Origin of the sequence: Psychrobacter sp. KCTC 72983, assembly GCF_014280455.1 — a bacterium.
GTDB classification, from domain to species: Bacteria; Pseudomonadota; Gammaproteobacteria; order Pseudomonadales; family Moraxellaceae; genus Psychrobacter; species Psychrobacter pacificensis.
Genome location: NZ_CP060390.1, coordinates 507,017 through 524,662, shown reverse-complemented (window position 1 = coordinate 524,662; position 17,646 = coordinate 507,017). Strand labels below are relative to the sequence as shown.

Here is a 17,646-nt window from a genome sequence, read left to right as displayed (position 1 = left end):
TTGGTGCACGTATGTAAACTAAAATCTAACTGGTCAGGCAAAGCAAACTTGCCCCAATACCACGCCTTTATTGGCACCAGTTACAGCGGGTAGATTACCAGTTTCACCCATCAATGTTTGTCGGGCTAACCATGCAAAAGCGACTGACTCTACCCATGTTGGTGCCAGCCCTAAATGATCTGTGGTCATCACTGTAGAGTAGGGTAGATGGGCTTGCAGACGCGTCATCAAATAGTCATTTAATGCACCGCCACCGCAGACAGACACCGAGCTATTTTTATCAGTAGTTATAAAATTATTGATCTGCGCGCTTGCACTGATGGCAGTTAGCTCAGTCAAAGTGGCTTGTACATCTGCAGATGAGTAGCGGGTATAGACAGAAGCCTGATCGAATGTTTGTAGCTCATCTTGTAGCCAAGCTAAGTTGAAATCTTCGCGGCCAGTGCTTTTTGGATGAGGCTGAGTAAAGAACGGATGTGCCAACAGCTGATCGAGTAGCGGCTCGATAATTTTCCCAGACTGCGCCCAAGCGCCACCTGCGTCATAAGAGTTATCTGTATGCAACGCTGTCCACGTATCCAACAATAAATTGGCAGGTCCCGTATCGTAGCCAACAACCTGATCTTTTCCATCAGCAGGCAAGACGGTTATATTAGCAATACCGCCCAAATTTAATATCACGCGTGTGTTATCGGATGTGCCAAACAGTGCTTGGTGGAAGGCAGGCACCAAAGGCGCACCTTGACCACCAACTGCCATGTCACGGCGGCGAAAATCACTGACAACGCTAATACCAGTACGCTCAGCGATGATATTGGCATCGACCAATTGCAAGCTAAAACCCATCTGCGGACGATGGCGTACCGTTTGCCCATGACAGCCAATCGCCAGTACTGATTCAGCATCGATATCTGCTTGCTGTAATAAGGTATTGACTACTTCGCTGGCAAATTCCGCATATTCGCGGCTTGCCCAACCAAACCAGTCAAGCTCGCTAGTTGGCTCATCGGCCTCTGGTACGAGTTGATTCACACCATTGGGCTGACATAATGCCAGTAGGACCTCACGCAATCGTGGTGGAAAATCTTGACTATACGTCGCCAGCAGCTGCATTGGTGGTTGGCTGCTGCCTTCATCACTGATGCTTTCTTTGTTGGTAGTTTCTTTATCGCCCATGTCATGATTAAACTGACAAATAACCGCATCCATCCCGTCCAAACTGGTGCCTGACATCATGCCGATATATAAACCATCATCGAAGCTTTCAAACACCGTTTGCTCAAGCGCGTCGGTCAGTGTGGCATAGTTCGAATTATCATCGGTCAAATCATCAATATCGTCTGAGCCATTACCCAAACCATTATTCATAAGTAAGTCGGCGATAGCATTGTGTTCAGTGTCAGCAATGGATGCGGGGTTGGTCATGGCAATTTACCTTAAAAAACGCTAGTATATCCGTCAAATTCTAGCATTTTTTCTAACCCTTTGAGCTTCTAAACGTCATAAGGGGTTGCGCCAGTAACCAATATTCCTAAAAATCCCAATTCAAGCGATATATAGAGAGCATCATGACCGATCAAACCTACACCCTAGAAGAACAACTGGCCCTAATTCAGCGCGGTACGCAAGAGATATTATCTGAAGACGACTTAGTGGCTAAGCTAAAGCTCAACCGTCCGCTACGTATCAAGGCAGGCTTTGATCCTACCGCGCCTGATTTGCATTTAGGTCATACGGTACTGATCAATAAACTCAAGCATTTTCAAGATTTGGGTCATGAGATTTATTTTCTAATCGGTGACTACACCGCTAAAATTGGTGACCCTTCTGGTAAAAATAGCACGCGTCCGCCATTGACTGATGAGCAAATCAAAGCCAATGCTACGACCTACGCTGAGCAAGTATTCAAAATCTTGGACAAAGAAAAAACCCGCGTGGTCTTCAACTCTGAGTGGTTCAGTGACATGAGCGCCGCTGATATGATTCAGCTTGCGAGCCAGCAGACGGTCTCGCGTATGCTTGAGCGCGATGACTTCTCGAAACGTTACGCATCGCAAACACCTATCTCAATTCATGAGTTTCTCTACCCATTGGTACAAGGCTATGATTCTATCGCCCTAAAAGCGGATGTTGAGCTAGGTGGTACAGATCAGACCTTTAACTTATTGATGGGTCGTACGTTGCAAGGCCGTTATGGTCAAGAGCCGCAAGTGTGTATTACGGTGCCGATCTTAGAAGGTTTGGACGGTGTCAATAAAATGTCTAAGTCGCTCGGCAACTATGTTGCTATCTATGATGCACCAGGCACCATGTACCAAAAAATTCTGTCGATGCCAGATACCTTAATCCAACGCTATTTTGAGTTTTTGAGCTTTAAGCCAATGGACGAAATCGAAGGCTTGATGGCGGAAATGGAAGCTGGTCGTAATCCACAAGAAATCAAACGTATCCTAGCCGAAGAATTGATTGAGCGTTTCCATGATGCGGATGCCGCTGCCAACGCGCATAAATCAGCGGGCAATGTCCTAGCAGATGGTGAGTTGCCCGTTGATTTGCCAGAAGTGACATTGACGCTTGAAGAGGGTCAAGAGGCCTTGTTTATCACACAGATATTAAACCAAGCAGGTTTAGCAAAAAATAGTGCAGCGGCAAAAGACATGATCAAGCGTAATGCAGTCAAAGTCGATGGTGAGGTGGTCAATGCTGGCTTTAGCTTAACCTCAGGTCAAACAGTTGTGATTCAAGCTGGTAAAAAGGCTTATGCAAAAGTGACGGTTGCTTAAGCGCTTGCCCATATCAATAATGGCTTGAGGAGAGATAAATGCTAGAACAGGTTACCTTATCGGGTAATGGCATTATCCTTGAGCCATTAACGCACGCTCATGCTACTGACTTGATTGAGGCTTGCCAAGATGGTGCGCTGTGGCAGATAAACGAGACGTCTATACCTGAGCCAGACAAGGTCATGGATTATATTAATGTTGCAGATTCAATGACGGATAGGCAAGCTTTTGCCGTCATTGATGAGCGTACTGGTAAAGCGATTGGCTCAACCAGCTTCCATGACATTTTGCCGACTACCAAAAGATTAGAGATTGGCTATACTTGGTATGCCAAATCTTACTGGCGCACGCATGTCAACACAACCTGTAAGCTCATACTGCTCACTTATATATTTGAAACGCTACAATATCAAACCGTAGGCTGGCGTACAGATGTCGATAATCATCGCTCACAACAAGCCATCGAGCGCTTAGGTGCCAAAAAGGATGGTGTGATTCGTGGCAATCGAGTACGCCGTGACGGCGTTATTTCAGATACCGTGATGTATAGTATGGTCTATTCTGAATGGGCGGGTATAAAACCCAAGCTTGCAGCAAAAGTACAAAGCATCTTTTAATTATCAATATAAATGAGTGGTTTATGTCTCAAAAAAATCAAAATTCGGTAGCCCAAGGCATTTACCGACACTATAAAGGCAATCTTTACCAAGTATTGCATACCGCGCATCATTCCGAAACCGAAGAAGCTTTAGTCGTTTATCGTTGTCTTTATGGTGAGTACGGCGTATGGGTACGACCGCTGTCGATGTTTGCTGAAACTGTGATGCGTGATGGCACAGAAGTGCCTAGATTTGAGCTGATAAAACCCCTAGTGGATTAACTCATGAACTTGGCAGCATCTCCTAAAAAAGCGACTTTACTAAGTCGCTTTTTGGTTGCGACTCGTAAATCATTCTCACAAAACTTCTTTAACACCTTATGAAAACCAATCGGCTCATCCATAGGGACGGCATGTCCTGAGCGCGGTAGGATGACGTCACGAGCATTGGGTAGCATACGTGTGATTTCTTGCTGCCAATTGGGATCATAGAGTTTTGATTGACCACCAATGAGACTGACCACTGGGATGGTGACGTTTTCTATACCTGCCCGAAAATCATAAGGTATGGCAAGATACGCCTGCAGGCAGCGCATTTTGTGTTGCCATGTTTGGTGATTATAAAATGCCAGCTTATGATCGTTTTGATGAGTAAGTGCTTGTACGACAGCTTTTGAGCGTGGACGGCTGACAGACAGTAAAGAAAACAATCTTTCAACATCGGTCACGCGGCGCTTGAGAGAAAACGGCAAGTGCGTAAAGTGTTCAACGTGCGCGTACGGCAGTGTCCTATCGACAATTTCTTGAAACACGGCAAACCTCTCTTTTTGCCGATCCCCAAACAATCCGCCTTGCCAATCTGGTTGATTGTGAATCACAGGGCTTTGATCAATATTTAGATAGCGACTGACTCTGGCTGTACCAAAACGTTCAAAATATGACCACATCACAAGCGCACCCATCGAAATCGCGGCAATGGGTAATGACTCTACGTGACGACTCAGGCAGATGTGCTCAATCACTGTATCAATATCCTCAGCATACTGATGCACGAAATCAAACTGCGTCAACTCAATATTTTTTGCCGCACCAAAACCTCGAAAATGTGGCAAGTAAAATTCATATTTACCAATCAGTGGCAGTATAAAAGGTAAAAACTCACGCGCATCCATGCCATAAGCATGCATCATCATGATGGGTTTACCATTCCCAATGACAGATATGGGTAGCGCCGTACCATCAGCTGTCTTTATATCGATTGTTCGTAATCGATATGATGCGGGTAGAGAAAAAAGGAGGTTTTTCATAGAATGACATCACTTTTGGTTATCAAGCCATCTTGGTTGAGTGGTCAAGATGTATTTTTACAAACGTATTCATACCGCGAATAAAAGACTGTTATATTGAAGCAGTCATCTGACCATAGCATAGAATTTAGCTAACGGTAAAAGCAGTAGCGATAACTGATAAGGGTAGAAGGGTATGAGCAAATCGATATTGTCGTCATTGGATAGTAGCTTGTATCCACAGGTCTGGGAGCAGCAGACATTTACCAGTCCACAAGCGCTTTTATTGTCGATGTTGGATAATGAGGTCACGATAGATGCCAATACTTTTACCAAACGACTACTGGCGAACGATATTTATCAAGAATGGATCAATACCACAGTATTCGGACGGTATTTGCATCGCAACTTTACCGCGTTTTATCAACAAACAGAAGACAGTTTTAATGTAGAAATGCCCGCTTTGTTTCGTCAAGAGCTGACCCGCCATGCGCAATATATGCCATTAGGTCAGGTATTATTTTTTGCAGGAGAGATGCCAAAAGTGGTACGACAAACAAAGCTACTCACCACCACCGTCAATCCAGCCACGGCAATCATTAACGCACAAAAAATGGCAACTCATCAGGTTTCTCATTCAAAGGTAATCGTTAATCAAATCACCATCGTCGGTAAGCAAGTATTAGGGTTTCCCATACGTCATAATAAGCGCACTAGCGAGCGCCTGCGTAATGAAGTATTGATTATGGACTTTCAGGACTTACGCTTGGTAAATGAGGTAACAATTGAGGACATAAAAAAAAGCAATATAGAGTCATCTATATTGCTTCGGTCTTACGAGTTACGTTGATTGTTAAATAGATGCGCTTTTAACGGTCTTTTTTAGCCACCGTTAGACCGTTATAGGTTTGCGCGACTGGCATCACTTCCAAACGATTGACATTGATATGCGCAGGCGACTCAATCAACCACAGTAATATATCGCCGATATCTTCACCTGTCATGGTCTTAAAGCCATCGTAGACTTTAGCTGCTTTATCGTCATCACCATGGTAGCGCACGTTTGAAAACTCAGTACCCGCGACTACGCCCGGTTCGATATTGGTCACACGCACCTGCGTACCGACAAGGTCAGCACGTAAATTTAAGCTGAACTGTTTGACAAACGCTTTAGTTGCGCCGTACACATTGCCACCAAAGTATGGCCAGCTACCAGCAATCGAGCCGACATTGATGATATATCCGCTATCGCGCTCGACCATCGCTGGCAAGACTGCATGAGTCAATGACATTAGACCTTTAACATTGGTATCGACCATTTGCATCCAATCATCGAGACTGGCTTTGTGAGCAGGCTCTGTACCCAGCGCCAATCCTGCATTATTAACCAAGACATCAATGTGTTTAAAGTCATCAGGCAAGTCAGCAACGATTTGCGGAATAGAATCCGTATCACTCACATCCATCACCACAGGTAAAAAGTTCTCACCTAAAATCTCTGCTAAAGCATTCAGCTTATCGATACGTCTAGCGCAACCAATCACGCGATGACCATTAGCCACCAAACGCTCTGCCAACGCTTTGCCAAAACCCGCGCTCGCTCCTGTAATCAATACGTTCATGATCTATCCTTATTATTGATGTTGTCTGCTGTTGCCATAACCTTGATGACGGCTTTATTTACCCTAATGAGACTTATCTATTTGATAACTGCTTACCAAAGATTTTATCGCCCGCATCGCCTAGACCTGGGATGATGTAACCGTGCTCATCCAAATGGCTGTCTAACGCAGCGGTATAGATAGTTACGTCAGGATGTGCTTCGTTTACCAAACGTACGCCTTCAGGTGCAGCCACCAATACCAATGCTTTGATATTAGTACAGCCATTTTTCTTTAGCATCTCGATGGTCGCAACCATTGAGCCACCCGTAGCTAGCATTGGATCAATGATTAGCGCAGGACGCTTGTCCATGTGACTGACAAATTTTTCAAAGAATGGTACTGGCTGCAGCGTTTCTTCATCACGCTGCAAACCGACCACAGAAATCTTAGCAGTAGGGATCAGATCGAGCACCCCATCAAGCATGCCAATACCTGCACGCAAAATCGGCACGATAGTCGCAGTCTTACCGATGATTTGCTCACCCGTGATTTCGCCACACCAGCCCTGCATTGGGAAGGTCTCAATTTCAAAATCACGGCTTGCTTCATAAGCCATCAAGCGTGCAAGCTCTTTAGTCAATGTACGAAATTTATAAGTACTACAGTCTTTTTCGCGCATGAGGCTGAGTTTATGACGGACCAATGGATGATCAATGACCGTAATGTTTAAATCGTTGTTTAAATCACTCATAAGTATTCTCTTGGTTTTTTGTCTGATGCGTGCGCAGTCATTGCGGTTGCTATTAATATAAAAAGATACAAACACTTACCCCACTTTAACTCTGTTTGGTCTCATTGATAGTAAAATAAAAACCTCAATGACCATGCAAATCAAATAAACGTGCTACTTGTATAAGAGTGTAATGTCACCAAAAGTGATCAGTTAGACACTCACAATTGGCAGCCAAGCCTAAACCGCTCAGGCTAAGCGACTATATTATTGTCATATTGTCGCACTATTTGAATCGACTAAGTTTGACTGTATAAAATTATCATAAGTGCAGTAGTGTCTAGGCTTGCTATGATACCAAAAAAACCGCTTTTCTGATGAAGAATATCATGACTATAACACCATCAAACACCCAAGAAGACGCTAATAACAAGGCTAATAACGAGATAGTAGCAACCGAGAGCTCATCAGGAGAAATTGAAAATCATCCTTTTGCGCCTGTTTTACCACCAAATGCGACTATCATGATGATGGGTACGTTTCCGCCGACTAGCGATAAATGGGCAATGAGCTTTCATTATCCCAATTTTTATAATGATATGTGGCGTATCTATGGCCGAGTGTTTTTTGATGACGCTAACTATTTTAGAGTCGGCGATGAGAAGCGCTTTGACCCTGAGCGCATACGCAATTTTATGTTCGAGCGTGGCATCGCTTCTTGCCCGACAGTCAAGCAGGCTATTCGAGAGACTGGCAATGCTTCGGATAAAAACCTAACCGTGGTGACGCCAGTTGATTTGGATAGTATCTTGCCGCAAGTGCCAAAGGTAGCGACATTATTCACGACAGGAGGCAAGGCGACCGAAGTGCTACTTGGGTTATTAGATAAGCCAATTGCCAAATCAAAACATCCAAAAACCAATCAAAGTATGGATTACCCTTATCAATGGCAGGATGCAGATAATAAAAAAATGGATGTTAATGACTTAACCTTATATAGATTACCATCGACCTCACGCGCCTATCCCTTATCGTTGGATAAGAAAGTCGCGGCGTATCAAGCGTTTTTTGAGAGGATGGGTAAGTTGTAAAGTATAACTATAGAGAGGACTGTTCCAATATAGAATGAAGCTAAAAGGTGGTAAAACGCATCTATCTACTGGAACTAAATATTTTTACTAGGATAAAACATAATCAAGGGCACATATCTACTCATCTCTAGTGCATCAAAAATAACCAACTCCAACCCATTGAAAAAACTACCATTTTATATTCCACTAAAATAATTCCAAAAACATCAACAAAACAGGTTGACACAAAAATTAAACCCTCTATAATACGCCCTCATCAGACGGACTGGCAGTGAGAGATGTGTAGATTACATATTAATAACCCAGTTAACCTGGCGAAACAAATTATAAAAAGTCTTGACAATTCAAATCATTATGATAAGATAGTCGGCTCGCTAGATAGCTTAACCGGCAACAGGGAAGGCGAAAAGCGTAAGTAATACCCTATATATCGATGACTGGACGACAGTGATTGAAACTATTTAAAAGCATAACTAAAGAACAACTTGTGTGGATTTTTGCTGATTCAGAATGCTAAAAAATAAAGTTGGTCGACTATCTTTTCGGTAGAACACCAACTATAAAAATTATCATTTAAGACAGCAGAAAAACTCAAAGTTAATTCATTACGAACATAATTACGAGCGATTTTGCCAGATTAGATGAGCCAAGATTAGAAGTCGTCTTACTATTTATAGTGAAGACTTCAAGCAAGATTAAACTGAAGAGTTTGATCATGGCTCAGATTGAACGCTGGCGGCAGGCTTAACACATGCAAGTCGAGCGGAAACGATGATAGCTTGCTATCAGGCGTCGAGCGGCGGACGGGTGAGTAATACTTAGGAATCTACCTAGTAGTGGGGGATAGCTCGGGGAAACTCGAATTAATACCGCATACGTCCTACGGGAGAAAGGGGGCAACTTGTTGCTCTCGCTATTAGATGAGCCTAAGTCGGATTAGCTAGATGGTGGGGTAAAGGCCTACCATGGCGACGATCTGTAGCTGGTCTGAGAGGATGATCAGCCACACCGGGACTGAGACACGGCCCGGACTCCTACGGGAGGCAGCAGTGGGGAATATTGGACAATGGGGGGAACCCTGATCCAGCCATGCCGCGTGTGTGAAGAAGGCCTTTTGGTTGTAAAGCACTTTAAGCAGTGAAGAAGACTCTTCGGTTAATACCCGGGGACGATGACATTAGCTGCAGAATAAGCACCGGCTAACTCTGTGCCAGCAGCCGCGGTAATACAGAGGGTGCAAGCGTTAATCGGAATTACTGGGCGTAAAGCGAGCGTAGGTGGCTTGATAAGTCAGATGTGAAATCCCCGGGCTTAACCTGGGAACTGCATCTGAAACTGTTAGGCTAGAGTAGGTGAGAGGGAAGTAGAATTTCAGGTGTAGCGGTGAAATGCGTAGAGATCTGAAGGAATACCGATGGCGAAGGCAGCTTCCTGGCATCATACTGACACTGAGGCTCGAAAGCGTGGGTAGCAAACAGGATTAGATACCCTGGTAGTCCACGCCGTAAACGATGTCTACTAGTCGTTGGGTCCCTTGAGGACTTAGTGACGCAGCTAACGCAATAAGTAGACCGCCTGGGGAGTACGGCCGCAAGGTTAAAACTCAAATGAATTGACGGGGGCCCGCACAAGCGGTGGAGCATGTGGTTTAATTCGATGCAACGCGAAGAACCTTACCTGGTCTTGACATACACAGAATCTTGTAGAGATACGAGAGTGCCTTCGGGAATTGTGATACAGGTGCTGCATGGCTGTCGTCAGCTCGTGTCGTGAGATGTTGGGTTAAGTCCCGCAACGAGCGCAACCCTTGTCCTTAGTTACCAGCACTTCGGGTGGGAACTCTAAGGATACTGCCAGTGACAAACTGGAGGAAGGCGGGGACGACGTCAAGTCATCATGGCCCTTACGACCAGGGCTACACACGTGCTACAATGGTAGGTACAGAGGGCAGCTACACAGCGATGTGATGCGAATCTCAAAAAGCCTATCGTAGTCCAGATTGGAGTCTGCAACTCGACTCCATGAAGTAGGAATCGCTAGTAATCGCGGATCAGAATGCCGCGGTGAATACGTTCCCGGGCCTTGTACACACCGCCCGTCACACCATGGGAGTTGATTGCACCAGAAGTGGTTAGCCTAACTTAGTGAGGGCGATCACCACGGTGTGGTCGATGACTGGGGTGAAGTCGTAACAAGGTAGCCGTAGGGGAACCTGCGGCTGGATCACCTCCTTATAGACAGCATTCGCTCAGCAAGAATTCACAACAAGTTGTTCTTTAGTTTAAGCTTACGTTTTAGGACGTATTAGGGTCTGTAGCTCAGCTGGTTAGAGCACCGTGTTGATAACGCGGGGGTCAGTGGTTCGAGTCCACTTAGACCCACCATTATTAATGTAGGTGAAAGAGCCCTAAGTAAATCCGCTTTAAGGGATTTCCTCTTGCGCTCGGATCGAAGCAGTGCTTCGATTGTATCCTCGCTCAGGGGCCATAGCTCAGTTGGTAGAGCGCCTGCCTTGCACGCAGGAGGTCAACGGTTCGACTCCGTTTGGCTCCACCACTACATACAGCTAAGCTTAGCGTGCTAAATAAAATAGGTATCAAATAGAAACAAGTGATTTGCACACGATTACTTCTTTCTGTTTTATACAGAAAACTATGACTCGACGAGAGCATAGGAACTATTTAAAAACATAGATATGAGTCTGGGTTAGGATGAGCGTATTCACGCGCCCATCTTAACCTTAATAACTCACCTCTTAACGACATTGTTTGTTATCCCAGGGGTGAGTTATTAAAAAAGTAAAGAGAACTGAATCAAGCGTATAAACATAGGTGATATCGTTATCATAATTAGATTGTATGACACATAGAAGTCGAAAGACTACTTGGGGTTGTATGGTCAAGTAATGAAGCGCACATGGTGGATGCCTTGGCAGTCAGAGGCGATGAAAGACGTGACAGCCTGCGATAAGCTTCGGGGAGGCGGCAATATCCTGTGATCCGGAGATTTCTGAATGGGGAAACCCACCTACCATAAGGTAGGTATCCTAATTTATTAGGAAGCGAACGAGGGAAGTGAAACATCTCAGTACCCTTAGGAAAAGACATCAATTGAGATTCCCCTAGTAGCGGCGAGCGAACGGGGAGAAGCCGATTAATGCTAATGTAGAAGAACAGCGTGGGAAAGCTGACCATAGTAGGTGATAGTCCTGTATTCGAAACATTAGCGTTAACATATTAAGTAGAGCGGGGCACGAGAAATCCTGTTTGAAGATGGGGGGACCATCCTCCAAGGCTAAATACTCCTGACTGACCGATAGTGAACCAGTACCGTGAGGGAAAGGCGAAAAGAACCCCTGTGAGGGGAGTGAAATAGAACCTGAAACCGTGTGCGTACAAGCAGTGGGAGCCCACTTGTTGGGTGACCGCGTACCTTTTGTATAATGGGTCAGCGACTTATATTCTGTAGCAAGGTTAACCGTTTAGGGGAGCCGTAGGGAAACCGAGTCTTAATAGGGCGACTAGTTGCAGGGTATAGACCCGAAACCGAGTGATCTATCCATGAGCAGGTTGAAAGTGCCGTAACAGGCACCGGAGGACCGAACCCACTGTCGTTGAAAAGCCAGGGGATGACTTGTGGATAGGGGTGAAAGGCTAATCAAACTCGGTGATAGCTGGTTCTCCCCGAAAGCTATTTAGGTAGCGCCTCGGACGAACACCATTGGGGGTAGAGCACTGTTTCGGCTAGGGGGTCATACCGACTTACCAAACCGATGCAAACTCCGAATACCGATGAGTGATATCCGGGAGACACACGGTGGGTGCTAACGTCCATCGTGGAGAGGGAAACAACCCAGACCGCCAGCTAAGGCCCCAAATTCCTAGTTAAGTGGGAAACGAGGTGGGAAGGCATAGACAGCTAGGAGGTTGGCTTAGAAGCAGCCATCCTTTAAAGAAAGCGTAATAGCTCACTAGTCGAGTCGGCCCGCGCGGAAGATGTAACGGGGCTCAAACTAGGAGCCGAAGCTGCGGATTTGAATTTGTTTCAAGTGGTAGGGGAGCGTTGTGTAAGCCTGTGAAGGTGTGTTGTAAAGCATGCTGGAGGTATCACAAGAGCGAATGCTGACGTGAGTAACGATAATGGGTGTGAAAAGCATCCACGCCGGAAGATCAAGGGTTCCAGTCCAACGTTAATCGGGGCTGGGTGAGTCGACCCCTAAGGCGAGGCCGAAAGGCGTAGTCGATGGGAAATCGGTTAATATTCCGATACTTGTTTATGATGCGATGGAGGGACGGAGAAGGTTATGTCAGCCTGGCGTTGGTTGTCCAGGTGAAAGGATGTAGGTTTATAGCTTAGGTAAATCCGGGCTATTCTATACCGAGATCTGATAGCAAGCTGTACATGTACAGCGAAGTGGCAAATACCATGCTTCCAGGAAAAGCTTCTAAGCAATAGTTATAAACGAATCGTACCCTAAACCGACACAGGTGATCAGGTAGAGAATACCAAGGCGCTTGAGAGAACTCTGCTGAAGGAACTAGGCAAAATGGTACCGTAACTTCGGGAGAAGGTACGCTGTTGGTGGTGATAGGACTTGCTCCTTGAGCTGCTGGCAGTCGCAGATACCAGGCTGCTGCAACTGTTTATTAAAAACACAGCACTCTGCAAACACGAAAGTGGACGTATAGGGTGTGATGTCTGCCCGGTGCTGGAAGGTTAATTGATGGGCTTAGCGTAAGCGAAGGTCTTGATCGAAGCCCCAGTAAACGGCGGCCGTAACTATAACGGTCCTAAGGTAGCGAAATTCCTTGTCGGGTAAGTTCCGACCTGCACGAATGACATAATGATGGCAGCGCTGTCTCCAGCAGAGACTCAGTGAAATCGAAATCGCAGTGAAGATGCTGTGTACCCGCGGCTAGACGGAAAGACCCCGTGAACCTTTACTACAGCTTTACATTGAACTTTGACCTGACTTGTGCAGGATAGGTGGGAGGCTTTGAAACCGAGACGCCAGTCTTGGTGGAGCCATCCTTGAAATACCACCCTGGTCATGTTGGGGTTCTAACTCAGGTATCACAATACCGAGGACAATGTATGGTGGGTAGTTTGACTGGGGCGGTCTCCTCCTAAAGAGTAACGGAGGAGTACGAAGGTGCGCTCAGACCGGTCGGAAATCGGTCGAAGAGTATAAAGGCAAAAGCGCGCTTAACTGCGAGACCCACAAGTCGAGCAGGTACGAAAGTAGGTCTTAGTGATCCGGTGGTTCTGTATGGAAGGGCCATCGCTCAACGGATAAAAGGTACTCTGGGGATAACAGGCTGATACCGCCCAAGAGTTCATATCGACGGCGGTGTTTGGCACCTCGATGTCGGCTCATCTCATCCTAGGGCTGAAGCAGGTCCTAAGGGTATGGCTGTTCGCCATTTAAAGAGGTACGCGAGCTGGGTTTAGAACGTCGTGAGACAGTTCGGTCCCTATCTACCGTGGGCGTTGGAAATTTGAGAGGATCTGCTCCTAGTACGAGAGGACCAGAGTGGACGAACCACTGGTGTTCGGGTTGTCATGCCAATGGCATTGCCCGGTAGCTACGTTCGGATGGGATAACCGCTGAAAGCATCTAAGCGGGAAGCCCACCTCAAGATTAGATTTCCCCAAAGAGCCGTTCAAGACTAGGACGTTGATAGGCAGGGTGTGGAAGCACAGTGATGTGTGTAGCTAACCTGTACTAATTGCTCGTTTGGCTTGACCATACAACACCCAAGTGGTTTGTATCAAGTCTAATTAATCTATCTTGTATAGCCCAGGCTATAGAAACAGACAGAACATTTCGATATCACCGTTAACCTTGATTCAGTTAGGGTAAGTGGTACTTATCAAAAGTCACACAAACAGACTCATATCTAACCCCCTTTGCTGACGACAATAGCGCGATGGCACCACCTGATCCCTTCCCGAACTCAGAAGTGAAACATCGTTGCGCCAATGGTAGTGTGGTTCGCCCATGTGAGAGTAGGTCATCGTCAGCTCTCTATTCCTGATTAGCCCCCAACTTAGTGTTGGGGGCTTTTTTTGTCTTAAACTTATCTGACTTCCCTAGAAAATCTCTTTATTTAAATGGTTTTATCTTTCGCTCGCATCAAAGCAGTTCTCCAACTCTTTCCTTGCCCAAATCATCACTAGCCTCTTATACCTAAAAGCCCCCGCTCACTCGAAAGAGGGCTTTTTTATTGGCTTATTTATTGATAATAATTTATAACTATAGATGGTCAACTGAAAGTTTATTGAGATAATCTGATGATATTAGAAGAAACGGATAAATTGTATTTATATGACAGCTATGAAGATGCATATCTCATCGATAAAGAAAGCAGCGATATCTTATTTATTGATAGTTTTTACGATGGTCTATCTTGTGCTTTAATTGATCCAAATAACAAATATGCAATCGTAGCTGGTAAGCATTTAACTTTTTGGGACTGTTATGAGGGAAATAATAAGCTCACAAAATTTAAAACAGAACAGTTTTGCTGGATAGAAAGACTAAGGTTAATCAATGAAGATACTATTCAAATATTATTAGATCCATGGTTCCAATACAGTGCTATATGGGAATTAACAGTTTCTAATAAGTCCTTATTTAAAATTTCAGATTTTATCAAGTATAAAAACCTACTTTATACTGATAATATAGTTTGGTGATTCATTATAAAACCACTATTTGAACCTTATAGTGGATTGTATATTTCTGAATTTTAGCTTAGGAAAGAACCTATGACTACCTCAAAAGTAACCTACCAAGGCGATTTGCGCACTACCGCCATTCATTTGCAATCAAATAATGAAATCATCACCGATGCCCCAACGGACAATCAAGGCAAGGGCGAGGCGTTTTCACCGACTGATTTGCTAGCCACCAGTTTGGCCAGTTGTATGTTGACCATTATTGGTATCAAAGCCCGTGACATGGATATTGACCTTGTAGGCACCACGGCTGAAGTGACCAAAGTTATGGCCGCTGATCCAAGACGCGTGAGCGAGATCCATATCATCGTGACCTTTAATAAGGAGCTTGATGATAGAACGCAAACGATCTTTTATAACACCGCATTGACTTGTCCAGTCGCCAACAGCATCCACCCTGATATCACGCAGAACTTAACGTTCCGTATTGCTCGTGGCCTTTAATGCTATGGCAAAAACGTTATTGATTGTCGCTCATGCGCCGTCACCCAATACTGAGAAGTTGGCGCAAGCGGCGTATGGTGGTGCCAATCATCCTGATCTAGATATCAATGTGATTTTGAAGTCGCCGCAGGACACGCAGCCTGAAGATGTGTTGGCTGCTGATGCTTTGCTATTAGGCACGACTGAAAATCTGGCGTATATGGCAGGGCTGACCAAAGACTTCTTTGATCGCTGTTATTATCCTGTGCTAGAAGAAAAGCAAGGCATGCCATTTGCACTATATATACGTGCAGGGCATGATGGTACGGGTACCAAGCTTGCAATAAAGACGATCACGACGGGGCTGCGTTGGTCGTGGATTCAAGAGGCGCTGATACTACAAGGTGAGTGGCAGGACAGCTTTGCTGACCAAGTAAAAGAGCTTGCCATGACGTTAGCCGCTGGCGTTGAAGCGGGTATTTACTAGTAGCATATTTTGCCAATAATTCGCGAAAGATACTGCAAAGGTAACGGGCAGTCTGAGGAGAGTATCCGTGCAAAACGATCATCTAAACAGCCAAGTGGATATCGACGCGTTGCCATTCTCTCAAGCGTGCGAGAACAATAAGCAGCCTATCCTAGAAGTATTGCAAAACGAGCTACAAGGCTTTAAGCACGTGCTAGAGATTGGCTCTGGAACGGGTCAGCATAGTGTTTACTTTGCTCCTCGTTTACCTGAGATACAGTGGCAAACCAGCGATGTCACGAGCAACCATCGTCATATAGCGGCTTGGTATCATGCTTATCCTGCGCCCAATCTATCTCTACCATTAGCGTTTGATTTGGCTTACGATTCTCTACCTATCAATAGTCAGTCAGTAAATAGCAATATAGCCAAGCCCTATGATGCGATATTTACGGCAAATACGCTACATATCATCAGTTGGGCGTTGGTCGAAAAATTATTTGCACTGGCTGGTGATGCGTTACCTGTGGATGGTAAGCTGATTGTCTATGGCCCATTTAACGAACATGGCAGCTATACCAGTACGGGCAATCAGCGATTTGATATCAGTCTGAGCCAGCGCGACCCAAAAAGCGGTATCCGTCATAAGGAAGATATTGTCAGTTTGGCCAATACTAATTATTTAGCGCTTAGCAAAACTTATACGATGCCTGCCAATAATCAGCTATTGGTCTTTCAAAAACATTAAATACTCGACGCAAAAAAAGACACCCCAACAGGTCATGAAAAGATCGCAATTGAGGTATCTTTCTTGATTACTTATATAGTGCCTGAGATACGCTACCGGATATTTTTTAGGCTGCTAGATTATTTATATTCATCTGCCAAAAAGTCCAAATAACGTTTCCAAGAGCGCTCATCGGCGCGTGCATCATATCTGTCACTACCAAATACGCTAAAGGCATGGGGTGCACCGCTATAGGTAATCATCTCGTGCGGTACGTTGGCGGCCTCCAAGGTCTTGCCTAGCGTTGCAAAGCTCTCTAGAGAGACAGACTGGTCAGCTGAGCCGTGGAATACCAATATCTCGCCAGTGGTCTTGTCATAACTTTGACCAGTCGGAGTATCAAAGGCACCATGGAAGGGGACAAAGGCTTTTTGCGGGAAGCCTGAACGTGCTAACTCTAATGCAACCGTACCACCGAAACAGTATCCCATGGTCGTGCCGTTGCGCACATCATTGCCCTCCAGTCGTCCAGCATTCAATGCACCTTGTAGTATGCGGCGCATTTTGTTGCGATCGTCATACAATTCGCCTGTTAAACGCTTATTTTCTTCGACAGAGGTCGGACGAATGCCTTGCCCAAACATGTCTGCTGCCAGTACGTTGTAACCTTCATTCGCTAGCATATCAGCGCGTTTGCGCTCATAGTCGGTTAGACCATCCCAGTCATGAATCAACAAGATAAAAGGAGCGTAGGGCTTATCGGCTTTGGCGTAATAGCCCTCGTATGCTTGGTTATCCACTGTATAAGTGACGTTCTTGGTCGTGATAGCGGCAGCGGTTTGGCTGATGGTCAATGCCAGGAGCCCCATTGATGCACCCGCCAATAATGAGCGGTAAGGTTTTTTGGACGAGAAATTCGAAGTTGGTAACATAGTCGATAGCCTTATAGTTATATAAAAAAGAGATAAATATATGGCTAAAAACCATGCCAATGTTATTTATCGATGATCTCTAGTACGCCATAAAGCATACCTTAAAGAATAACTAAATTACAAGATTGGATTGTTAACGTTTAGGCTGGCTCAAAAGCCGTCAAGCGGTTGAGTGACTGCGCACGTAAACTTTAACCAAACATCAACAACTTTCACTATATACGCAACTATAAGCGACTTAGTTTTTGGGTAAGATAAACCGTAT

General features: G+C 45.2%; 14 protein-coding genes, 2 tRNA genes and 3 rRNA genes. 14 read left to right on the top strand and 5 right to left on the bottom strand.

Annotated elements, in window-relative coordinates; genetic code table 11:
- Window positions 1-33 precede the first annotated feature (33 nt).
- Entirely contained in the window at window positions 34-1,425 is a 1,392-nt protein-coding gene (locus tag PSBA01_RS02135) for an anhydro-N-acetylmuramic acid kinase (protein WP_186474932.1), read from the bottom strand.
- A 143-nt stretch (window positions 1,426-1,568) separates the two neighbouring features.
- Here PSBA01_RS02135 and tyrS point away from each other — a divergent pair, with 143 nt between their 5' ends.
- Genes tyrS through PSBA01_RS02120 form a run of 3 tightly spaced genes read left to right on the top strand, consistent with a single transcriptional unit; the run spans window position 1,569 to window position 3,663 of the window.
- Window positions 1,569-2,783, top strand: coding sequence for a tyrosine--tRNA ligase (gene tyrS, locus PSBA01_RS02130; RefSeq protein WP_186474931.1), 1,215 nt, complete (start codon window positions 1,569-1,571; stop codon window positions 2,781-2,783).
- Window positions 2,784-2,821: 38 nt separating this feature from the next.
- A complete protein-coding gene (locus PSBA01_RS02125; RefSeq protein ID WP_186474930.1) occupies window positions 2,822-3,400 on the top strand; it encodes a GNAT family N-acetyltransferase in 579 nt (192 codons plus the stop codon).
- A 23-nt stretch (window positions 3,401-3,423) separates the two neighbouring features.
- On the top strand, window positions 3,424-3,663 hold the full coding sequence (locus PSBA01_RS02120; protein WP_186474929.1) for a DUF1653 domain-containing protein: 240 nt from the start codon (window positions 3,424-3,426) through the stop codon (window positions 3,661-3,663).
- Here PSBA01_RS02120 and PSBA01_RS02115 read toward each other — a convergent pair.
- Window positions 3,660-4,688 carry an alpha/beta fold hydrolase gene (locus PSBA01_RS02115; RefSeq protein ID WP_186474928.1) on the bottom strand — a complete coding sequence of 343 codons (1,029 nt, stop codon included), beginning with the start codon at window positions 4,686-4,688 and terminating at the stop codon, window positions 3,660-3,662. The two genes, PSBA01_RS02120 and PSBA01_RS02115, sit on opposite strands and share 4 nt — an antisense overlap.
- 175 nt (window positions 4,689-4,863) lie before the next feature.
- Here PSBA01_RS02115 and PSBA01_RS02110 point away from each other — a divergent pair, with 175 nt between their 5' ends.
- Entirely contained in the window at window positions 4,864-5,517 is a 654-nt protein-coding gene (locus tag PSBA01_RS02110; protein ID WP_186474927.1) for a hypothetical protein, read from the top strand.
- Between the two features lie 19 nt (window positions 5,518-5,536).
- Here the strand turns inward: PSBA01_RS02110 and PSBA01_RS02105 are convergent, their stop codons facing one another.
- The gene (locus PSBA01_RS02105) at window positions 5,537-6,289 is read right to left on the bottom strand and encodes an SDR family NAD(P)-dependent oxidoreductase (protein ID WP_186474926.1); all 753 of its coding nucleotides are present in this window, start codon (window positions 6,287-6,289) and stop codon (window positions 5,537-5,539) included.
- Window positions 6,290-6,362: 73 nt separating this feature from the next.
- On the bottom strand, window positions 6,363-7,022 hold the full coding sequence (gene upp, locus PSBA01_RS02100; protein ID WP_058023728.1) for a uracil phosphoribosyltransferase: 660 nt from the start codon (window positions 7,020-7,022) through the stop codon (window positions 6,363-6,365).
- A gap of 368 nt (window positions 7,023-7,390) precedes the next feature.
- On the opposite strand from upp, the gene PSBA01_RS02095 reads away from it, so the two are divergent.
- From PSBA01_RS02095 to PSBA01_RS02050, 10 genes are all read left to right on the top strand, one after another.
- Window positions 7,391-8,092, top strand: a complete 702-nt coding sequence (locus tag PSBA01_RS02095; RefSeq protein WP_228724620.1) for a DNA glycosylase — start codon at window positions 7,391-7,393, stop codon at window positions 8,090-8,092.
- Between the two features lie 697 nt (window positions 8,093-8,789).
- Window positions 8,790-10,326 (top strand): 16S ribosomal RNA (locus PSBA01_RS02090).
- Window positions 10,327-10,399: 73 nt separating this feature from the next.
- Window positions 10,400-10,476: transfer RNA gene (locus PSBA01_RS02085), tRNA-Ile, on the top strand.
- Window positions 10,477-10,572: 96 nt separating this feature from the next.
- A tRNA-Ala gene (locus PSBA01_RS02080) sits at window positions 10,573-10,648 on the top strand.
- A gap of 340 nt (window positions 10,649-10,988) precedes the next feature.
- Window positions 10,989-13,842, top strand: a 23S ribosomal RNA gene (locus PSBA01_RS02075).
- 162 nt (window positions 13,843-14,004) lie between these two features.
- A 5S ribosomal RNA gene (gene rrf / locus PSBA01_RS02070) occupies window positions 14,005-14,118 on the top strand.
- Together the 16S, 23S and 5S rRNA genes with 2 tRNA genes alongside form the textbook arrangement of a ribosomal RNA operon.
- 268 nt (window positions 14,119-14,386) lie before the next feature.
- Entirely contained in the window at window positions 14,387-14,791 is a 405-nt protein-coding gene (locus PSBA01_RS02065; RefSeq protein WP_186474924.1) for a hypothetical protein, read from the top strand.
- A gap of 72 nt (window positions 14,792-14,863) precedes the next feature.
- Window positions 14,864-15,277 carry an OsmC family protein gene (locus tag PSBA01_RS02060; protein WP_093071462.1) on the top strand — a complete coding sequence of 138 codons (414 nt, stop codon included), beginning with the start codon at window positions 14,864-14,866 and terminating at the stop codon, window positions 15,275-15,277.
- A 4-nt stretch (window positions 15,278-15,281) separates the two neighbouring features.
- On the top strand, window positions 15,282-15,743 hold the full coding sequence (locus tag PSBA01_RS02055) for a flavodoxin family protein (RefSeq protein ID WP_071003252.1): 462 nt from the start codon (window positions 15,282-15,284) through the stop codon (window positions 15,741-15,743).
- 67 nt (window positions 15,744-15,810) lie between these two features.
- Window positions 15,811-16,470: a DUF938 domain-containing protein gene (locus PSBA01_RS02050; RefSeq protein ID WP_201587827.1), complete on the top strand. Its 660-nt coding sequence runs from the start codon at window positions 15,811-15,813 to the stop codon at window positions 16,468-16,470.
- 119 nt (window positions 16,471-16,589) lie between these two features.
- Here the strand turns inward: PSBA01_RS02050 and PSBA01_RS02045 are convergent, their stop codons facing one another.
- Window positions 16,590-17,381 (bottom strand): dienelactone hydrolase family protein, encoded by a 792-nt coding sequence (locus PSBA01_RS02045; protein WP_186474923.1) that lies wholly within the window; start codon window positions 17,379-17,381, stop codon window positions 16,590-16,592.
- Window positions 17,382-17,646: the final 265 nt, after the last annotated feature.

Coding starts and splice junctions, on each gene's coding strand:
- PSBA01_RS02120 (WP_186474929.1), top strand. CDS start 3,424: ATGTCTCAAAAAAATCAAAATTCGGTAGCCCAAGGCATTTACCGACAC.
- PSBA01_RS02115 (WP_186474928.1), bottom strand. CDS start 4,688: ATGAAAAACCTCCTTTTTTCTCTACCCGCATCATATCGATTACGAACA.
- upp (WP_058023728.1), bottom strand. CDS start 7,022: ATGAGTGATTTAAACAACGATTTAAACATTACGGTCATTGATCATCCA.
- PSBA01_RS02095 (WP_228724620.1), top strand. CDS start 7,391: ATGACTATAACACCATCAAACACCCAAGAAGACGCTAATAACAAGGCT.
- PSBA01_RS02135 (WP_186474932.1), bottom strand. CDS start 1,425: ATGACCAACCCCGCATCCATTGCTGACACTGAACACAATGCTATCGCC.
- PSBA01_RS02055 (WP_071003252.1), top strand. CDS start 15,282: ATGGCAAAAACGTTATTGATTGTCGCTCATGCGCCGTCACCCAATACT.
- tyrS (WP_186474931.1), top strand. CDS start 1,569: ATGACCGATCAAACCTACACCCTAGAAGAACAACTGGCCCTAATTCAG.
- PSBA01_RS02060 (WP_093071462.1), top strand. CDS start 14,864: ATGACTACCTCAAAAGTAACCTACCAAGGCGATTTGCGCACTACCGCC.
- PSBA01_RS02105 (WP_186474926.1), bottom strand. CDS start 6,289: ATGAACGTATTGATTACAGGAGCGAGCGCGGGTTTTGGCAAAGCGTTG.
- PSBA01_RS02065 (WP_186474924.1), top strand. CDS start 14,387: ATGATATTAGAAGAAACGGATAAATTGTATTTATATGACAGCTATGAA.
- PSBA01_RS02110 (WP_186474927.1), top strand. CDS start 4,864: ATGAGCAAATCGATATTGTCGTCATTGGATAGTAGCTTGTATCCACAG.
- PSBA01_RS02045 (WP_186474923.1), bottom strand. CDS start 17,381: ATGTTACCAACTTCGAATTTCTCGTCCAAAAAACCTTACCGCTCATTA.
- PSBA01_RS02125 (WP_186474930.1), top strand. CDS start 2,822: ATGCTAGAACAGGTTACCTTATCGGGTAATGGCATTATCCTTGAGCCA.